We start from the raw sequence: 17140 nt of genomic DNA, 5'->3' as shown, positions 1-17140 counted from the left end.
TCACTGGTCTCAAAACCTTGGATGAGCGCCGCGACATTGCACTGCAATAAAACAGAAGGCAACAGCAAAAACAAAAGAAATACAGATGTACTGTATTATTGTTTTCTACCTAGGATGTATCTTGTGTGTCAATTTGATGTTTATCCCCACGATATAAGGGGTAAGTATCTTTGGTATTACTTGGAATTAAATTCAAAATTAGAAGCAAATTGCCGGCGAAATTGAATTTCGCCGGCGGCTGCCGAATTTGGATCTCTTGCTTCAGTCTTCGCGAAATGCGCGGTTCAGGCTATCTGCAATCGGTGAGACCATGTAGTCGATCGCCGAACGTGGCTTGTGGACGATCAAAACCTCGGCGGGCATGCCTGGATAGAGCCGAATGTCAGGGTTGGCGCTAAGCGACGAGGGCGCAATGCGGGCACGCGCCACGTAGTATGAGACATTCGACTTCTCATCCACCGACTGGTCGGCCGCAACATAGCTGATCTCGCCGTCAAGGGGCAGATGCGTGCGCTGGTTGTAGGCCGTCAGCCGAATCTGCGTCTTCGAACCGATACCGATGCTGTCGATGTCGCGGGTGCCGACATGCATTTCGACGAGAAGCGGTTCGTCCTCAGGCACAATATCGAGCAGCGGCTGGCCGGCCGAGACGGCGCTACCCGGCGTGCGTAGCTGAATATTGGTGACGATACCCGCCTGCGGCGAGCGGATGTCGAGACGCGTCAGGACGTCCTTGGCGGCGACCAGTCGTTCTTCGACGTCGGAAAGCTCGAGCCGGGCCGTGGTGATTTCCCCGGCAATCTCCGACTGGAATTCATTCTCGATCCCGGTCAAGCCGAGCTCGGCGCCAGCTTCCGCCTTTTCGGCTTGGGCCTTGTTGCCCGCAAGCTCGCCGCGGGTTGCGGCCAGTTCGCTGAGCTTGGCGTCGATCTCGATCAGCTTCGAGCGCTGTGCGTATTCTTTCTCGACCAGTGTCGCGATTGACGCGCGCTGTTCGGAAATCAGTTCGATCTGGCGATCGGTTGCGCGGATCTGCTCCGTGAGCGATTTCGCTTTTTCGGAAAACTCCTCGATCGTCTTGCTCTGAACCTCCAGGCGGCCGGTTTTGGCTTCGCGGCGCCTGTCGAAGAAGTTCGTTTCCGCTGTGATCGCATCCTCGGCCGTAGCGTCAGACGTTGCGGTCAGGTCGTTCGGAAAGGCGATTGATTGTGATCCGGTCTGCTCCGCCCGCAGGCGCGCAAGTTTTGCGATCAAGCCGAGGCGGCGACTTTGCAGCGCCTGAAGGTCAGAGCGAGCACGCGTGTCCTCCAGCTTGAGCAACGGTTGCCCAGCCGCAACCCGATCCCCCTCCTGGACCAGGAGCCGGTTCAAGATACCGCCCTCGAAATGGCTGACGGTCTTGCGTTTCGAATCGACCACGATGGTGCCGCTTGCGACCGAGGCACTGCTGAGCTCCGTCGAGAAAGCCCAGCCGAAGAAGCCGCCAAAGGCGACGAGAATCGTCGTGAGCCCTGCGAGGAACACGCCACGCAGCGGCGCGGTAGCGCTGCTTTCCCTATCGACCTCCAGCCCGTGCAGCGGATGAGGCCGGTCGACGATGGCAGGCAGGTTCTCCGCGCCACGCGTTGTCACCGCGTTCTTTGAATCCCGCGCGACCGGCAGTTTTGGCTTGTTCGTCATGCGGAAGCGCCTTCCCGTCTCGGTTCGCCAGGAGTCATGGATGCGACAACGTCAGTGCGCGGTCCGAACTGGGTGATGCGGCCGTTTTCGAGGACGAGCAGTTTGTCTGCCGCCTGCATGATGGTCGGCCGGTGGGCGATCATGATGACGATCGCGCCGTCGTTGCGAGCCCTTTCGATCGCGCGAATCAGCGCGCGCTCGCCGATCGCGTCGAGGTTGGCGTTCGGTTCGTCGAGGACGATCAGGCGAGGGCGGTCATAAAGGCAGCGGGCGAGTGCTATTCGCTGCCGCTGACCGCCGGAAAGTGTCAGATGGCCGTCACCGACAGGCGTATCGTATCCAAGCGGCAACCGGCCGATCATATCGTGCACGTCGGCAAGGCGGGCGGCCTCGAGCACCTTTTGCGGCTCACCTTCCTCCATGCGCGAGATGTTGTCGCGGATAGTCCCTTCGAGCAGCGAGACCGATTGCGGCAGATAGCCGGTCATCTGTCCGAACGAGGAACGCTCCCAGAGATAGACGTTGTTACCGTCGAGGAAGACGCCACCGGTGGTCGGCTTCAGAATACCGACGAGCAGGCGCGCGAGCGTCGATTTGCCCGCGGCCGACGGGCCGACAATGCCGAGCACCTCGCCCGGAGAAAGCGTAAACCCGATACCCTTGATGATCGGAACATCGAGGCCGGGAGCGGCGTAGACCAGCTTGTCGACGACGAGATCTCCCTGAGAACGCGGCTGCGGCATCGTCTGGCGTACGGCCAGATCTTCCTTGAGCGCCGCCTCGATGCGGCGCCAACTCGCAATGGCAAGCACCCATTGGCGCCAGTTTTCGATCATCGAATCAAATGGGGCGAGCAGGCGTCCCGTCAGAATGGTTGTCGCCATCATCGCGCCAGGAGAAATTTCCTGCTTCATGACGAGGATTGAGCCGGTGGCCAGCGCGGCCGCCTGGATCATGAAACGCAGCGAACGGGTGATGGAGGCCATCGCCTTGCTTCGGCTGCCGCTGACTTCAAGCGCATCCAGCGCATGCAGTTGCGCCGCGCGCCAGCGGCGGGCGAGAGCCGGCAACATGCCCATCGCCTCGATGGCCTCGGCATGGCGCAAGCTCGCACCAATTTTCGAGACGGCCTCGATATTGGCTTGATTGGCCTCTTTCATCATCCGGCGAGTCAGCAAATCAGTCAGCAATCCACAACACACGAGCAGGGCAATCGAAATGGCGCCAAGAAGGCCGAACATTGGGTGCAGAGCGAAGAGCACGCCAAGGAAGATCGGCGACCAGGCGGCATCGAGCGGCGCACTGACGGCTGAGGTCGTGAGAAAGCTGCGCAGCTCCGCCAGGTCGCGCAGCGACTGGGTCGCGCGGGTCAACCCTTGATCGGCGGCCGCCTGAACGGCAGCCGTCAGCACCGGCAGGTTCAGCCAACGCACGACCGCACTGCCCATCGCCTGGAATGTCAGCGCCCGGATATATTCGAGCACGCCATAGACGATGAGCGCGCCGACGACCAGAATCGTCAGCATGGTGAGCGTGTCCATGCTCTGGCTGTTGAGAACCCGGTCGTGGACCTGCATCATGTAAAGCGGCGTCGACAGCTGCAAGATGCCGATGCAAGCGCTCAGCACCGCTGCATAAATAAGTGCCAAAACGAACACGCGGCGCGCCTTCAAAATAAGCAGCCGTGGATCATTTGCTCCATTTTGCGCCGTCTTTGGCCCAATTTGGTTCTTGCTAATCATATTGCCTCGTTTGCTGTCACGCGTGGCGATTTTCTGGATAAGTTCGTTGGGGTCTTGAGCGAGCTATTTTGTTTGTTATCACTTAAATCACAGTGTTGCCGTGACAAGTGTGACACAATAATGGTGGAATGCTCAAGATAATCATATTCGGGGGGAGTAAAGGGGGCCGGAAATTGCTTCAAAATTTGAAGCAATTTTTGAATATTGTAGTAATGCTTAGTTGGAGAGAGGGATGAATCAAAAGATTCTCTATCCGTTCGCAGACTTTGGCGGCGCTGTTGCCATCCGCCCCGGGGATGACGCAGTTGGTAGTGCCGCTGAACACGAAAATATTGGCCAGGAGAGTGAAGCCTCCGTGGTCACGTATTTCGAGCTGGCGCGGATGATGGAGCGAGCCAGCAGACGCTTTACCGGCCTGTTACGCGCCGAGCTGACGAAGCTTGGCGTCGACGATATCGGCCCGGCGCAAGCCATGGTCCTGCTCGCGATCGGCGATGCCGAAGTGTCCGTCGCGGAGCTTCTGGATCGCGGCCACTATGTCGGTTCCAACGTTTCCTACTATCTGAAGCAACTGGGCGATGGGGAGTACATCGACCGGGCTGCATCGCAGCGCGACCGGCGTTCGGCGCGCATCCGGCTTTCGGAGAAGGGCAAGAAGCTCTGCGATTCGCTCCGCAAAGCCGCCGGCGCTTATGAGCGGGTGCTCAGTCACGGCGATCAGGACCGACGCAATCTCGAAACCGCATTTCAAACGCTGCACCGGCTTGAGCTGGTTTGGGGGAATGCGACGCGCTACGGCATTTGAGCCGCAGCGCGAACGCTCTCCTTTCATCGGCAAAAGGCTAGGAACATGCACGTAGCATTTGTACACCGGCGCGGCTTCTGCCAGTTCGCCGCTCTCGCAGCCCATTTGGCGCAGACGGGAAACGAAGTAACCTTGGTAACGGAAACCGTGGACCAGCGGATTCCGTCCACCAGGGTCATCCGCCACAGGGCCGAGCCGGGAGCACAGGCCAATGCGCAAATGGCAAGGCATTTGGGCGTCCCGGACCATCACGTCCGGATAGGTCATCGGGTTGCAGAAACCTTCGAGGCGATGGCCAAGCAAGGCCAGGTGCCCGATGTCATCGTCGGGCACACCGGCTGGGGCAGCATGATGTTCGTCAAGGACGTGCTGCCGAACGTCCCAGCACTCGGTTATTGCGAATTCTTCTACCGCGCCGAGGGGGCGGACATCGGTTTTGCCCCGGATGACCAACCCGATTCGGACACGCGAAAGCGGCTGCGTCTGCGCAACATGGCGCAGCTTCTGTCGCTGGAGGCGCTGGATGGCGGCATCAGTCCGACCCAATGGCAAAGAAGCCTCTATCCGGCCGAGCATCGCGGACGCATCGCCGTCTGCCATGAGGGTGTGGATACCCGTGTCTTTCGCCCGGATGCATCGGCCTCCCTCAAGCTTCCGGATGGGCGGGTTCTGAAGGCCGGCAGCCCGCCGATCGTCACTTTCGTCGCCCGTGATCTCGAGCCCTATCGCGGTTTTCCACAGGCGCTTGCCGCGGCTGCGAAAGTCGCACGCGAGCACCCCGACGCGCTCTTCGTGTTCGTCGGGGGTGATGGCGTCAGCTACGGCGCTCCGCCACCGGGCGGAGGCTCCTGGAGAGACTATCTCCTCCAGACCCTGGATGTGCCGGCAGACAGGTTTTTGTTTCCGGGCGTCGTGCCGCATGCGGTGTTGCGGCAACTCTTCCAGATCTCTGCAGCCCATATCTACCTGACCTATCCCTTTGTCCTTTCCTGGTCGGTGTTGGAAGCCATGGCCTGCGGCGCACTGGTCATCGGGTCGGATACCGTCCCCATTAAGGAAGTGGTGAGTTCCGGTCGCAACGGCATGCTTGTGCCGTTCTTCGATACGGACGCGCTCGCGAGCGTCGTCTCCGAGGCGTTGCGGCATCCGGAAAAGTATACCGAGATGCGTGCGGCCGCCCGTCGGACGATCGAGCAGCGGTTCAGACTGGGTGATTGCATCGCCCGACAGATGATGTTGCTGGATAAGGCAATAGGCAGTGCCTCGACCTCTAATATTTCACTGGTTTCATCTGCATAATACTTCAAAATCCGAAGTATTATTTCACGAGAAACACAAATATAACTTATTGTGCACTGCAAATAACCTTGGTATGATTTCCGTAGAAGGTTGAATTCGCCGATTTATTTCGTCTCGGCGAATTCAACTTCAGAGGGAAGTTGTTCATTTTATGAAGGTGGCGCGTGCAAGAGTTGATGTCTTCTGGCGTGAGGTATTCGCAGGCGAAGCGAAAGCTGGTGGTGGCATCGGATCGCGACAGGGCAAGTGTCGCGGGTAGCGGCATCGAGCACCTGGTCCATTTCCTTCCTGCAGGGGATCGGGAGAAAGCCACGCTCGAAAACGTATTCCCGCTGATCGGGCTCGCCTTCTCGAAAGAGGGGGAGGAGGACCTTGCGGAGCGGCTCGTCTCGCTCCGTGCGCTGGGCACCGTGCCGGAGTTTCCGGTCAAGCGGTTGAGCGCGCACACGGCGACGGAAAGTGCAGCCCTCATTCAGGCGCTCGTCGATGGCGGTGTCGGGCGTCTCGCGCGCTTTTCGAGTGCAATCACCTCGGAACTTGCGCTGTTGCGCCGTGAGCGCGAAACGCTGCTCGAAAACTACCGTGCGCTCGAAGATGCCTTCCAGGCACGTAACTGGGAACCGGTCACCGAGGTCTTCGCGCATGACCCCTATGTCGATCCGAAGGACGAGGGCATCGGCCATCTGATCGCCAATGCCTTCGTCGAACAGCTCTTGCCGGTCTCAAGCCATGGGGTGGCCGGCATTGCGCTTCACTTCAATTCGGTTCCGCGAGACGGGGGCGAACTGGTTGTTGTGCTGAGCTATGTCGAAAGCGGCGAGGGTGTCGCCGAATGGTCCGTGCCGTTTTCGCAGTTGGTTCCAACGTGGAATTTCTTCGCCCTGCCGCGCACCTGTGGAGGCGGCGCAAGAACCTTGCGGGTGAGGGTGTCGACGACCGGCTCTGAAACCATCGGCCTTTCACTCGGCTATCCCATTGCCAGCGAGCATTACACGGCGCGCTCTGAAACGCGTCACGCCGACCTCGATCTGCGTCCGCTCGCCTTCCGTATCTATACGGGTCTTCCCGGCGTCAAGCCGGCACGCATGCCCAACATGATCGCGCCAACTGCGTTGCTCGACGGCCACTTCATCGAAGACTACCGCCTGTCGGTGGATCTCTTGAGCCAGATCGTCGATGTCTCGGTCACCCCTGTCGTGCCGGAGTTCCAGACGGTACGCTTCCTTGAGCACGAACACGCGGTGGTCTGCCATCCGCTACCAAGCGGCGTGTCGGCCGGCGCGATCGGCCGTGCCGTGGAGCCCGGAACCATATCGTTTTCCGCAAGCGCCATCATCGATCATCCGAAGGGGGCGCCAGCGGCCGTCAGCTTCCTGCTGGCGCCCGCCAACTCGAACGCGCGCTCGGAAGTCGCCGAGCTCGCCCGCAAGGGTTCAGCCAAGCCTTCCGCCTTTTTCAGTGGCTGGCGCGAGGTGACGAACCAACAGCCGATCAACATCAATTTCCAACTGGACGAGCCGGTGCGCCAGCCCATGGATCTGATGATCCTCAGCCGTGCGGTTACCGACTCCGTCGATTTTTCCTGGCTCAAGGTGTCGGGCTTCCGGATGGTGAAGCAATCGGGTGGTGCATCTCATGTCCAGCAATAGCGATCCCCGCGACCTTATCGCAATTGCCATGCCGCTTTACGGGCACGCGGCACTGGCACTCGAGGCAATCGAATCCGCTCTGGCTTCGGTGCTTTCAGAGTGCCGGATCGCCATCGTCGTCTCCGTCGACGGCGATCCGCGGCACGAAACCTTCGATCAGTTGCTGTTGTTTTCTGCCGTCCATCCCGACATCCATGTGGTCTTTGGCCGCAATGCTGGGCCGGGCGGAGCGCGCAATCGCGCCATCGACTATGTGCTCGAAAACCTCTCCGAAGCGAAGGCGGTCTATTTTCTCGATGCCGACAACCGCGTTCTGCCGGGAACGATCGAAACCCTTTACCGGCAACTGCGTGTGAGCGGCGCGGGCTGGGTCTACACCAACATCGATACCTTCTCGGTGAGCTGGCGGGCGCATTACGGCAACCACTATTCCAGACTGGTTCACTGTATCACCGACAACATCTGCGACACTGGCTCGATGATCTCCATCGACGTCTTCCGGGAGGGCGTTCGTTTCAACGACGACCGGCAGAACGGTTTCGAAGACTGGGAATTCTGGCTTTCCTGCGTCGAGCACGGTTTCGTCGGCACGCCTTGCCACGAGACGACGTTCGAATACCGGCTTCGCGCGGAAAGCCGCTTTAAGGAAGCCAATCGCGACCGGGCGACCTCCGTCAGCTTCTTAAAAAAGCGTCACAGGGCACTCTTCCAACGGCCGATGCTCGTCGACTTCGAACACGAGGAATGCCCCCGCTATCTCTTCGCCCGCACCGAAGACGCGGCGATCTCGTTCTTCACCGACCCGACCAAGCAGCCGAAGCGGTTGCGCCTCGACGACATCATTCCGGCCTTCTGGGCAAATACCGGCGAGCCCGACAACGTGCACTTTCCGCCCTTCGTGATGGCCGGCAGCGGCGCGACGATCGATCTGCTCCTGCGTTCGCGCATGTTGCCGAATGTGCTTTGCCATCTGGAGCGCCTGAGCGAAAAGGCCAACGTCGTCTTCGTCCATCTCGGCAACGACGCCACGCAGCGCAAGATCGAGCCGACCTTTCGCGACGCCGGATCGGAGCATGTCGGCCAGCCGGATCTCATCTTCATTTCGACCGCGCTTCTGCGCGACGTCATCCGCAACAACGCGCTCGACTGGTTCGCCTCAATCGGCAGCCAGCAGGTCTGGCCGACGTCGGCGGTTCTCAATGTGCGGTTTCCGTTCCCGCGGGCTCTGCCGCGACGGACACTGATTACGCCGCAACAGGTCATGATCAACTGCGTCAACGCGATCGCCACGAGCCCGCTGCGCCGCACTGCGGGCCGCCGCTGGACCTGGCGGCCGCCACGTCTCATGCCCTATTCCGATCTGCACAGGGCCTTGCGTACGGAAATCGGCGGTTCGCCGGTATTGCCGCTCGGGCACAGCGAAGCCGGAAAGAAGACGGCGGCGCTGCTCGTGCCGAACGCCTCCTTCGGGGGTGCTGAGAAGGTCATCTATGCGGCCTCTCGCGAATTGCGCGCCGCCGGCTATGAGACACATCTGTTCGTGCTCGGCACCAGCCGGATGGACGTGATCGACGAATTCGATGCGAGCTTCGACTATGTTCACTTCTGGGATCAGGGCATCCCGGCCTGGGGCGGCTCCGGTTCGTTCCTTGGGCAAGACTTCATCGCCGAACATCATGAGGTCGACTGGGGCGCGCTGAAGGGGCAGCTTTCGGGCTTCGACCTCGTCATCAACAACCACGTCATGGCGATGCACCCGCTGATCGCCCGCCTGCGCTCAGAAGGCACGCGCACAGCCTGCTATCTGCACGTCGTCGACAACACGCCGTTCAAGCGCCCGGCCGGCCAGCCTTTCGCAGCGATCGCGCATGAGCATTGCTACGACGTCTTCCTGACCTGCTCGGAACAGCTCAAGTTCTATCTGCACAGCTTCGGCGTGCCGCTTGAGAAGATCTTTGCGGTTCCGAACGGTGCGAGCTTCTCGGTCCCGCCCAAGGTGCTTGCGGAGGTGCTGCAGGTGCGGCGGATCGAACGCAAGGATGATCGGTTGCGGCTCCTCTATATGGGCCGCCTCGACCAGCAGAAGGGCATCGACCGGCTTGCCGCGGCGATTGCGGAACTGCGCGCAGCACATGTGCCGTTCGACGCGCGTGCAATCGGCGGCGAGATCCTGGCCGACGCCAGCTTCTCCTGGACGGACCGGCTCAAGGAGCTTGGCGTCGACGTGCGTCCGCCCGTCTTTGCCAGCCGGGATCTGATCAAGGCGCTCGGCTGGGCCGACGTGCTGGTCATGCCGTCACGCTGGGAAGGTGCGCCCTTGATGATCGCGGAAGCACAGCAGCTTGGTTGCGTTCCGATCGCGACCGCCGTCGGTGCTGTCGACGAACTCATCGTCGATCGCGAGGACGGTATCCTGATCGACGCTCCTTCCGATCCGCAGGTGGTACGAGACATGGTGAAGGCAATCACCGAGGTTGCCCGCGACCGCAACCTGCTCGCCCCCATCATGGAAGGCTGCCTCAGAACGGCGGCGCGACGCGCCTGGCCCAACTCCTTCGCGGAATTCCTCGGCTGGTGCGACGGCGCCGTGAGCAATTCATCTCTTTCGCGCGCCAAGGTCATCCGTGCGCGTGAGACAACCAATACCGGCGTTGCAGCAGCAGTTTGAGCGCGCCGGGCGACTATTCAACGAGAAGGGACATACGCATGCGTCCAAGAATCCTCCTGACGGGAATTCCTGGTCATTACACGCGCCTCGCCAATGGCGCGAATGGCCTGTCGGTTTCCTATTCGGAACGGCAAAAGCAGCCCGAATCCAAGGACGAGTTTCTTCAGGAGCTTCGCAACATCAGCAACACCGGTAACTATCTGATCGGTGAGGGGGCCTTGCGCGCCATCGCGCCGCACGCCAGGCAGATTCCGTTCTGGCACCTCTATAATTGCCACAAGAACGGCACCGGTTTCGAAGAGTTCAACAACAACTTCGATATTTGCGTCTTCACCTGCGCGAACCTCTTGCGCAAGGGACTTTCCGCGGATGCGGAGGCTGATGTTCTGAGCAAGCTCAAGATGCCGATCGTCATGCTCGGCATCGGCCACCAGAACCGCAAGGATCTGGAAACCGGCCTGCCGGAAGGAACGAGGCGGCTGCTCGACGTCCTGAAGGACCGTGAACATTATTTCCTGACCCGCGGCTATGAAACGGCCGGTTACCTGAAGGATCAGGGCTTCAAGTTCGTTCGGCCGACTGGTTGCCCTTCGGTCTACTTCGCGCCGAACAACATGCGCGCGTCGATGCGCAAGCTGCCGAACGTCAAGATCGGCCAGGCAAAGACGATCTTCTCGGGCTATCTCGGTGCCAATCACGATTGCATCGTCGATGCCCTGGCCTTGAACCCCGAGGGCGCGAAGCCGCAATATGTCATCCAGGATGAGTTCCTGCACTTCGACATGAAGGTCGAGCCGGATGCCGATGGCAGGGTTTTCGACTCCTGCTCGGGCAAGATGCTCGGCGATCTCACTTTTCCGGGCGCCGACCGCCAGAAGGTGCCGTTCGATGTGCGCACCTTCTTTGACACCAACCAGTGGCGCGCCTGGGCCTCGCACATGGACTTCAACTTCGGCCGGCGGTTCCACGGCTCGATCATCGCCATGCAGGCGGGCGTTCCCAGCCTGATGGTGGCGGTCGACGACCGCATGCGCGAAATGCTGGGCTTTACTGGTCTGCCGGCGGTCGACGTCCTGGAGCTCGAAAAGGCGGAAAACCGTGCGCAGTTCGTCGCCGACCATCTGGCCGGTCTGAACGCGTCGGAACTGGTTGACCGCTACTCCGACCGCGAACGCAACTTCCGCACGGTGCTGCGCGAAATCGGCATCGGCCAGTAAATCGCATGCGCCTCGGGTGCGTTCGCACCCAAAGCTGAATGCGATCGATTTCATAATGTTCGGGCGGAAAGAGGAAGACCGCACATACGTCACCTCATTCCGCCCGCGCTCTTCGTCAACTCTGTCGGTCAGTCCACAACTCAGGTGTATCGATGCGTATCCTGCTCACCGGAATCCCGTCTTATCTCCAGCGTACCGTCTCGCGCGTTTCCGGTGCGACGGTTCATCACAAGCCTTACTTCGACGAGATCCGAAGCAAGAAGGAACTGATCGACCAGGTCAAGAAGATCGCCAACACCGGCAACTACCTGATCGGCGAGGGGGCAGCTTACGCCCTGCGCGGACATGACGTGACCTATGTGCCCTTCTGGCACCTGGCCAACAGCCGCGGAGCCAACGATGTCTATGATGCGCTGAACAAGGAATTCGACATGTGCGTGTTCGCCTCGGCGAACCTCTTGCGTCCGGGATATTCAGCCGATCTCGAAGCTGATGTTTTCGAGAAACTCAAGATGCCCGTGCTGGTGATGGGCATCGGCATCCAGAAGCGTGAGGGGCTGAAGGAGAACCTGCCGGCCGGCACGTTGCGTTTCCTCGAGGTGTTGAAGCAGAAGGAAAGCTTCTTCCTGACCCGGGGCTATTTCACCGCGGAGTTCCTCAGGGCCGAAGGCATGAAGTTCGTCAAGCCGACCGGCTGCCCTTCGCTCTTCTTCGCGCCGAACGAGATGCGGCGCTCGCTGACGTCTCTTGCCAATGCGGACCTGGCATCGGCCCAGAAACTCGCTCTCGGCGGCTATCTCGGCAGCGTCGCCGACACGATCGTCGATGCTCATGCGCTCTTAAAGCCCGATAGCGTCGCGAGCTACGTCGTCCAGGACGAGGTTGTCGCCTACAACCTGACCCTTCCCGTCGACGACAACGCCCCGGTCTACGACCGCGCGAGTGGACGCATCACCGGCAAGACCGAGTACAAGCATCAGGAGAAGTGGCAGAGACAGAACGAGCTCCTGGTGTTCTTCGACACCAACCAATGGCGCGCCTGGACCTCGTCCCGCGACCTCTGCATCGGTCGGCGGTTCCACGGTTGCGTCATCGGCATGCAGGCGGGAACCCCGTCGCTGATGATCGCCGTCGACGACCGCATGCGGGAGATGCTCGAATTCATCGGCTTCCCCTATATCGAAGCCGGCGTGTGGAACCGTGAAGGTGACAAGCGCACCCATCTCGCCAACTTTCTGTCCAAGATCGACGCACAGGCCGTCACCGAGCGGTACTCGGCTTGCGAGGCGAACTTCCAAAGTGCGCTCAAACAGGTTGGGATCTAATCGCCTCATGACAAGGACAGCGCCATGGGCGCTGCTCCTTGCCGCCCAGATTTCCTTGGCGGCGATCGCTTGCGCCCCTGTAGCGTTGGCCGAGGACGCGGGTTTGGCGCGCTACGGAGTCAACCGCCTCAACCTCGCCTGGCTGGATCGCACGCAACAGGAGCGCGTGCTCAAGGAGATCGCCGACAGCGGCGCCACGCATGTGCGGCTCTCCCTGTCGCGGCCGGTCGACAGAAGCATCGAGGCGGTCGCCATAGCCAGCCGGCTGGGATTGCGCATTCTGCTCGAAATCCAGCTTTCGAACACAAGCTACTATGGGGATGCGGTTCGGCCTCGTAGTGGTCAGCGGCGCATCTGGGATATCAACCGCCTGTCCGATCTGGATCGCGATCGGTATCGCGCAGGTCTTCGCGAAGCGATCGCGCGCCTCGATACTCTCGGCGTTCGCCTCGAAGCGGTGGAGCCTGGAAACGAGATCAATCTTGCCGGCTACAACGGCGACCTTGCCGTCTATGCAAAACCCGGTCAGCCGACGCCGCGAACCCTCGCCGATCTCAAGGATCGCGCCGCGTTTGAAGAAGGCCTGGACCGCTACGTCGAGGTGCTAAGGATCACCCGTGATGAGGTGCGCAAAAGCGAAAAGAGCAGCGGCGCCGCCATCGTCTCCGCCGGGCTCTCCGACATGGGTGCCAAGGAAGCGGACCGACAGGGCATGGAGCGGCTCGATCCGGCTGAGGTGATAACGCTTCTGCAGGCCCGGGGAATAGACCAGCTTGTGGATGCCTATGGCATCCACATCTACCCCGCCCGCAGGGATCCGAAAGCGATCAGATCCGTCGTCACCAAGCTCCTCGATTTCTGCAAGCCCTCGGAGAGCGGCCGGCCATGCTGGGTGACTGAATGGGGGATCGCCAACACGGCGCGTACCTGTCCCGTCGATGATCGTGAGCGTTTAGGCGCGATGGCCGCCATGCGCATGGTCTTTTCCGACTTCGCGAAGGCAAAGCGACTGGATGCGGCCTTTTACTATGACTGGGACACCCAGCAAGCCTATCGTTTGTGGCGCTGTGGTTCACTAAGTCCGGCGGGTGCCATGGCGATCGCTCCGGAAACAGATGATCCTCGTTAGCGAGGCGCCCCAGTTGGGCGGGCTCCAACCAAGTCCGTCAGCGACGCGCAGCACGGCTCGCTGCGGGTTCGAGGCCCTTGCCGCGATAGGTGACCGGAATGCCGAGTTCCTCGTGGGTCCGCGCCAGTGTCTCGAGCCAGGTCGCCAGCTCTTCCGGCACTTTCTCCTCGCCGGTCTCCATCGCCTCTATCCATGCCAGATTGCAATGGAGGGCGCTCGCCAGATTGATCGGCGTCCAACGAAGAACAAGAAGGCATTGGGTGAAGCGGGCGGGTGTCATTGGTCGTGCTCAAGGTTGCATTGTGGAACGAATGAAGCAGGCTTTACACGCAGAAATAAGTCAAGGTGATGACTTGTCGCGCCCAAAAGCCCTGATCTTTTCGTGAGTTAGAATTGATTGATAAATATCGAGGCGAAATGCATCAGTCTGCGGAATTTCCCGCTGAGCCTCGCTGAGTCGAATTGACGAAAGTCGCTCGTGCTTGATGTGCGGGGTCGCAGACCACGGTTACGACCAGCATGTAACGCCTGACGGAAGGCTCTTCGAGATTCCGCTTCACGTCCCCTTTGCAACTATCTCCTGGTTTGACGATGACCCACTGATTCGGCGGACGGAAGCTGTCATCGCCGGCAACCCCACCCAATCGCCGCCTCGCCAGACCCCAATTTGCGACCTCCGGAGGTAGTTGGTGATCACCGGGGAGCGCATCGTTTGTTTACATTGCTTACAGCGTAAACTCATAAAATTTCTTGGCATTTGTCGGCCGCCGTGATTCAAGGCTTCGAAATAGGGAAGCATTTGATGACGCGTCGTCGCTACGAACTGACTGACCACGAATGGTCGATCATATCGCCGTTGTTGCCCAACAAGCCACGCGGCGTTGCCCGGGTTGATGATCGGCGGGTACTGAATGGCATCCTCTGGCGGTTCCGGACGGGCTCACCTTGGGCGGAAGTTCCGGAACGCTATGGCCCGCCGACGACCTGTTACAACCGCTTCGTCCGCTGGCGCAAAGCCGGGGTCTGGGATCGGCTTCTTGAAGCGGTGTCCAAGGCCTACGATGGCGACATCGTCATGATCGACTCGACCTGTGTCCGCGTTCACCAGCACGCGGCCACGGGAAAAAAGGGGATGGGGACGATGGTGGCATGGGACGTTCCCGCGGCGGGCTTACGAGCAAAATCCACGCGCTCGTCGATGCCGAAGGTCGCCCGGTCAATCTGCGTCTGACTGGTGGGCAGATCGCCGATTGCGCCGAAGCCGACGCGCTGACGGATGAGCTTGGCGAGGGGGACATCCTGCTGGCCGACAAGGGTTATGACACGAATGCCATCCGGGCGAAGGCCGCCGAGCGAAAGGCCTGGGCCAACATCCCGCCGAAGAGTAATCGCAAGGGCTCTTTCGTGTTCTCGCGCTGGGTTTATCGGCAACGCAATCTCGTGGAACGGTTCTTCAACAGGATCAAGCAGTTCCGGGGCATCGCAACCCGATATGACAAGCGCCCGGAAAACTACCTCGCCGCCGTAAAGCTCGTCGCAACAACAATATGGTGCCAAAGTTTATGAGTCGACGCCGTAATGTAATAACAGATCATGGCGCGAGGTAATGCGCATTTGTGATTGCGGTTGCCAGGCAGATTGCTGGGGCTGAAACTGGAGCGATCCGCTTGAAAATCAGCAGTCGCTGCCTTTGATAAAAGCCGTGACGACCGGAATACACCTGCGTTCCCGGTCGAAGGTATCTAGGACTGCTCCATTGGATGGCTTTCTCGCACGTGGACCTTCGCGAATGGTCGAACTCTCTCTTTAAATTGGTCACTCTATCACTTTAAATTGGACGGAAAATGAACTAAAAATAGTCGGATGAAGACCGGCCTCCTAGCAAAATCTTACATCGATCGAAAAGCACGATCCGTTGTAGAAACGGCACTGGCGGACACGCGCGTGGTCCTGATATCAGGACCACGTCAGGCGGGCAAAACAACGCTAGCGCGGCAGTTTGCGGATGCGAACCGTCCCTACTTCACGCTCGACGACGCGGGTACGCTGAGCGCCGCAAGGTCCGATCCAACGGGATTCATTCGTGGCATCGACCGTGCCGTTATCGACGAGGTGCAGCGCGCTCCCGACCTGATGCTTGCCATCAAAGAGAGTGTCGACCGTTACGAAGATCCCGGCCGTTTCCTGCTGACTGGATCTGCCAACCTTGCAACTGTGCCAGCCATCGCCGATTCCCTCGCCGGGCGAATGGCCGTGGTTTCACTGCTTCCATTTGCACAATCCGAACTCCACTCTACGCCCGGGCAAATGCTCGATGCTCTCTTCGCCGGCGATGAGCCGACGACACGGAGCCAGGTCGTGTTCGGCGAAGACTTGATGAATGTCGTCTTGAAGGGGGGGTACCCGGAAGTTCTACGTCGATCGACACCTGCTCGTCGAACTGCGTGGCTTGAGGACTATGTATCTCTCATTCTCGATCGTGACGTGCGGGATATCGCCAACATAGACCAGTTCGACCGTTTGCCGAGATTGCTTGACGTTCTTGCCGAACATTCCGGGCAATTGGTCAACCACAGCAGCTTTGGGGCGGCGCTCGGATTATCTAGCGTTACAGCCCAGAAATATGTGGCGATTCTCGAGCGCCTCTTTCTGGTGCGCACTATCGCCCCTTGGTCGAACAATCGCCTCAGTCGGCTCGTGAAAACCCCCAAGCTCCACTTTGTTGATACCGGTCTTCTCGCAAGTTTGCGAGACGACGATCTGGAAACACTGCGGCGAGACAAGACCAGGTTTGGTGCACTTTTGGAAAGCTTTGTGGTCTCCGAACTTCTGAAACTCGCTTCCTGGTCGGATCGTCGCTTCTCCTTCTCGCATTACCGGACCAAGGACCAGGATGAGGTGGATGTGGTGATCGAGGACAGACGCGGGCGGATCATTGGAATTGAAGTGAAGGCGTCGGCCACGGTCAAATCGGAGGACTTCAAGGGGTTAAGGCAACTGCAGGCGGCAGTCGGGGATCGTTTTGTCCGTGGTCTGGTGCTTCACGATCATGATCGTGTAACTCCGTTTGGAGAGAAGTTACACGCCGCTCCGCTATCGATTCTCTGGTCGATGTAGAATGACAAAACCGTCGGGCGCGATGACGCCACGGCGCCCGGTCCGGTTCAGGAGACGGGGAGGCGACGAAAGTCTTCCTCACAGGGCGTGAGAAGTTTAACCATTAAGCCGGCATGCGGTTCTCGGCGCTCAAAGCACGTATTAACATTTCGCCTCGATGCGATTCGCGCATTTTTCCGGTGCGCTTGGAGCGCACGGTCATCCTCGCCCACACGCCGGCTGGCCCGACGGCGGCGATAGCCACGCTGGCGCAAACCGCTTCCATTCTCGGCGGCATCGTCTTCAGGCAGGGCGAGGGAAGTCCCGCCCGGCTTAGACAATCTAAATCAAGCGGCCTCGTGCGCAGCCTGCGAAATTGTCTCATGAATGAAATGGCCCCAACGTCGCCGAACCGACGACGCCTCGCAAATTCCTCTATCCGACCCGCTCAAACCTCCATTGATAATCCCCGCAAAGGCCTCTCACGTCAGACGATTGTGCACCACCGCCAGTGCGAATCGCACGTCTTT

Annotated in this window: 11 protein-coding genes and 1 pseudogene; 9 read left to right on the top strand and 3 right to left on the bottom strand. The window is 59.8% G+C overall.

The features are described 5' to 3' along the window. Positions 1-261: 261 nt before the first annotated feature. Entirely contained in the window at positions 262-1680 is a 1419-nt protein-coding gene (locus AC1Z3V_RS00665) for an HlyD family type I secretion periplasmic adaptor subunit (RefSeq protein WP_483496635.1), read from the bottom strand. Further along, positions 1677-3422: a type I secretion system permease/ATPase gene (locus AC1Z3V_RS00660; protein ID WP_483496634.1), complete on the bottom strand. Its 1746-nt coding sequence runs from the start codon at positions 3420-3422 to the stop codon at positions 1677-1679. The genes AC1Z3V_RS00665 and AC1Z3V_RS00660 overlap by 4 nt, the downstream gene beginning before the upstream one ends. Positions 3423-3654: 232 nt before the next feature. Here AC1Z3V_RS00660 and AC1Z3V_RS00655 point away from each other — a divergent pair, with 232 nt between their 5' ends. The 7 genes from AC1Z3V_RS00655 to AC1Z3V_RS00625 all read left to right on the top strand — a co-directional run bounded on the left by AC1Z3V_RS00655 (position 3655) and on the right by AC1Z3V_RS00625 (position 13514). Further along, positions 3655-4227, top strand: coding sequence for a MarR family transcriptional regulator (locus AC1Z3V_RS00655; protein ID WP_429817970.1), 573 nt, complete (start codon positions 3655-3657; stop codon positions 4225-4227). 45 nt (positions 4228-4272) lie between these two features. Next, on the top strand, positions 4273-5526 hold the full coding sequence (locus AC1Z3V_RS00650) for a glycosyltransferase family 4 protein (RefSeq protein ID WP_483496633.1): 1254 nt from the start codon (positions 4273-4275) through the stop codon (positions 5524-5526). A gap of 176 nt (positions 5527-5702) precedes the next feature. Beyond that, positions 5703-7175 (top strand): DUF6212 domain-containing protein, encoded by a 1473-nt coding sequence (locus AC1Z3V_RS00645; RefSeq protein WP_483496632.1) that lies wholly within the window; start codon positions 5703-5705, stop codon positions 7173-7175. Beyond that, entirely contained in the window at positions 7162-9843 is a 2682-nt protein-coding gene (locus tag AC1Z3V_RS00640) for a glycosyltransferase (protein WP_483496631.1), read from the top strand. The genes AC1Z3V_RS00645 and AC1Z3V_RS00640 overlap by 14 nt, the downstream gene beginning before the upstream one ends. Before the next feature lie 38 nt (positions 9844-9881). Beyond that, positions 9882-11060: a polysaccharide pyruvyl transferase family protein gene (locus AC1Z3V_RS00635; protein ID WP_483496630.1), complete on the top strand. Its 1179-nt coding sequence runs from the start codon at positions 9882-9884 to the stop codon at positions 11058-11060. 152 nt (positions 11061-11212) lie between these two features. Next, on the top strand, positions 11213-12385 hold the full coding sequence (locus AC1Z3V_RS00630) for a polysaccharide pyruvyl transferase family protein (protein ID WP_483496629.1): 1173 nt from the start codon (positions 11213-11215) through the stop codon (positions 12383-12385). A 31-nt stretch (positions 12386-12416) separates the two neighbouring features. Continuing rightward, a complete protein-coding gene (locus AC1Z3V_RS00625; RefSeq protein WP_483499491.1) occupies positions 12417-13514 on the top strand; it encodes a glycoside hydrolase in 1098 nt (365 codons plus the stop codon). 37 nt (positions 13515-13551) lie between these two features. Here the strand turns inward: AC1Z3V_RS00625 and AC1Z3V_RS00620 are convergent, their stop codons facing one another. After that, the gene (locus AC1Z3V_RS00620; RefSeq protein ID WP_429817697.1) at positions 13552-13794 is read right to left on the bottom strand and encodes a hypothetical protein; all 243 of its coding nucleotides are present in this window, start codon (positions 13792-13794) and stop codon (positions 13552-13554) included. Positions 13795-14316: 522 nt separating this feature from the next. On the opposite strand from AC1Z3V_RS00620, the pseudogene AC1Z3V_RS00615 reads away from it, so the two are divergent. Both AC1Z3V_RS00615 and AC1Z3V_RS00610 read left to right on the top strand, forming a co-directional pair. Then, positions 14317-15080: pseudogene (locus AC1Z3V_RS00615) on the top strand (IS5 family transposase). 297 nt (positions 15081-15377) lie between these two features. Then, entirely contained in the window at positions 15378-16631 is a 1254-nt protein-coding gene (locus tag AC1Z3V_RS00610) for an ATP-binding protein (protein WP_483496628.1), read from the top strand. The last annotated feature ends 509 nt before the right edge of the window (positions 16632-17140 follow it).

The organism is Ensifer sp. 38_S197, from assembly GCF_056924495.1.
The sequence above is the reverse complement of the archived record's forward strand: the minus strand, read 5'-3'. Positions and strand labels throughout refer to the sequence as shown.

What these genes read in the sequence shown, in the direction of transcription:
- AC1Z3V_RS00645 (WP_483496632.1), top strand. Translation starts at nt 5,703, where the DNA reads ATGTCTTCTGGCGTGAGGTATTCGCAGGCGAAGCGAAAGCTGGTGGTG.
- AC1Z3V_RS00640 (WP_483496631.1), top strand. Translation starts at nt 7,162, where the DNA reads ATGTCCAGCAATAGCGATCCCCGCGACCTTATCGCAATTGCCATGCCG.
- AC1Z3V_RS00655 (WP_429817970.1), top strand. Translation starts at nt 3,655, where the DNA reads ATGAATCAAAAGATTCTCTATCCGTTCGCAGACTTTGGCGGCGCTGTT.
- AC1Z3V_RS00665 (WP_483496635.1), bottom strand. Translation starts at nt 1,680, where the DNA reads ATGACGAACAAGCCAAAACTGCCGGTCGCGCGGGATTCAAAGAACGCG.
- AC1Z3V_RS00660 (WP_483496634.1), bottom strand. Translation starts at nt 3,422, where the DNA reads ATGATTAGCAAGAACCAAATTGGGCCAAAGACGGCGCAAAATGGAGCA.
- AC1Z3V_RS00620 (WP_429817697.1), bottom strand. Translation starts at nt 13,794, where the DNA reads ATGACACCCGCCCGCTTCACCCAATGCCTTCTTGTTCTTCGTTGGACG.
- AC1Z3V_RS00630 (WP_483496629.1), top strand. Translation starts at nt 11,213, where the DNA reads ATGCGTATCCTGCTCACCGGAATCCCGTCTTATCTCCAGCGTACCGTC.
- AC1Z3V_RS00650 (WP_483496633.1), top strand. Translation starts at nt 4,273, where the DNA reads ATGCACGTAGCATTTGTACACCGGCGCGGCTTCTGCCAGTTCGCCGCT.
- AC1Z3V_RS00635 (WP_483496630.1), top strand. Translation starts at nt 9,882, where the DNA reads ATGCGTCCAAGAATCCTCCTGACGGGAATTCCTGGTCATTACACGCGC.
- AC1Z3V_RS00610 (WP_483496628.1), top strand. Translation starts at nt 15,378, where the DNA reads ATGAAGACCGGCCTCCTAGCAAAATCTTACATCGATCGAAAAGCACGA.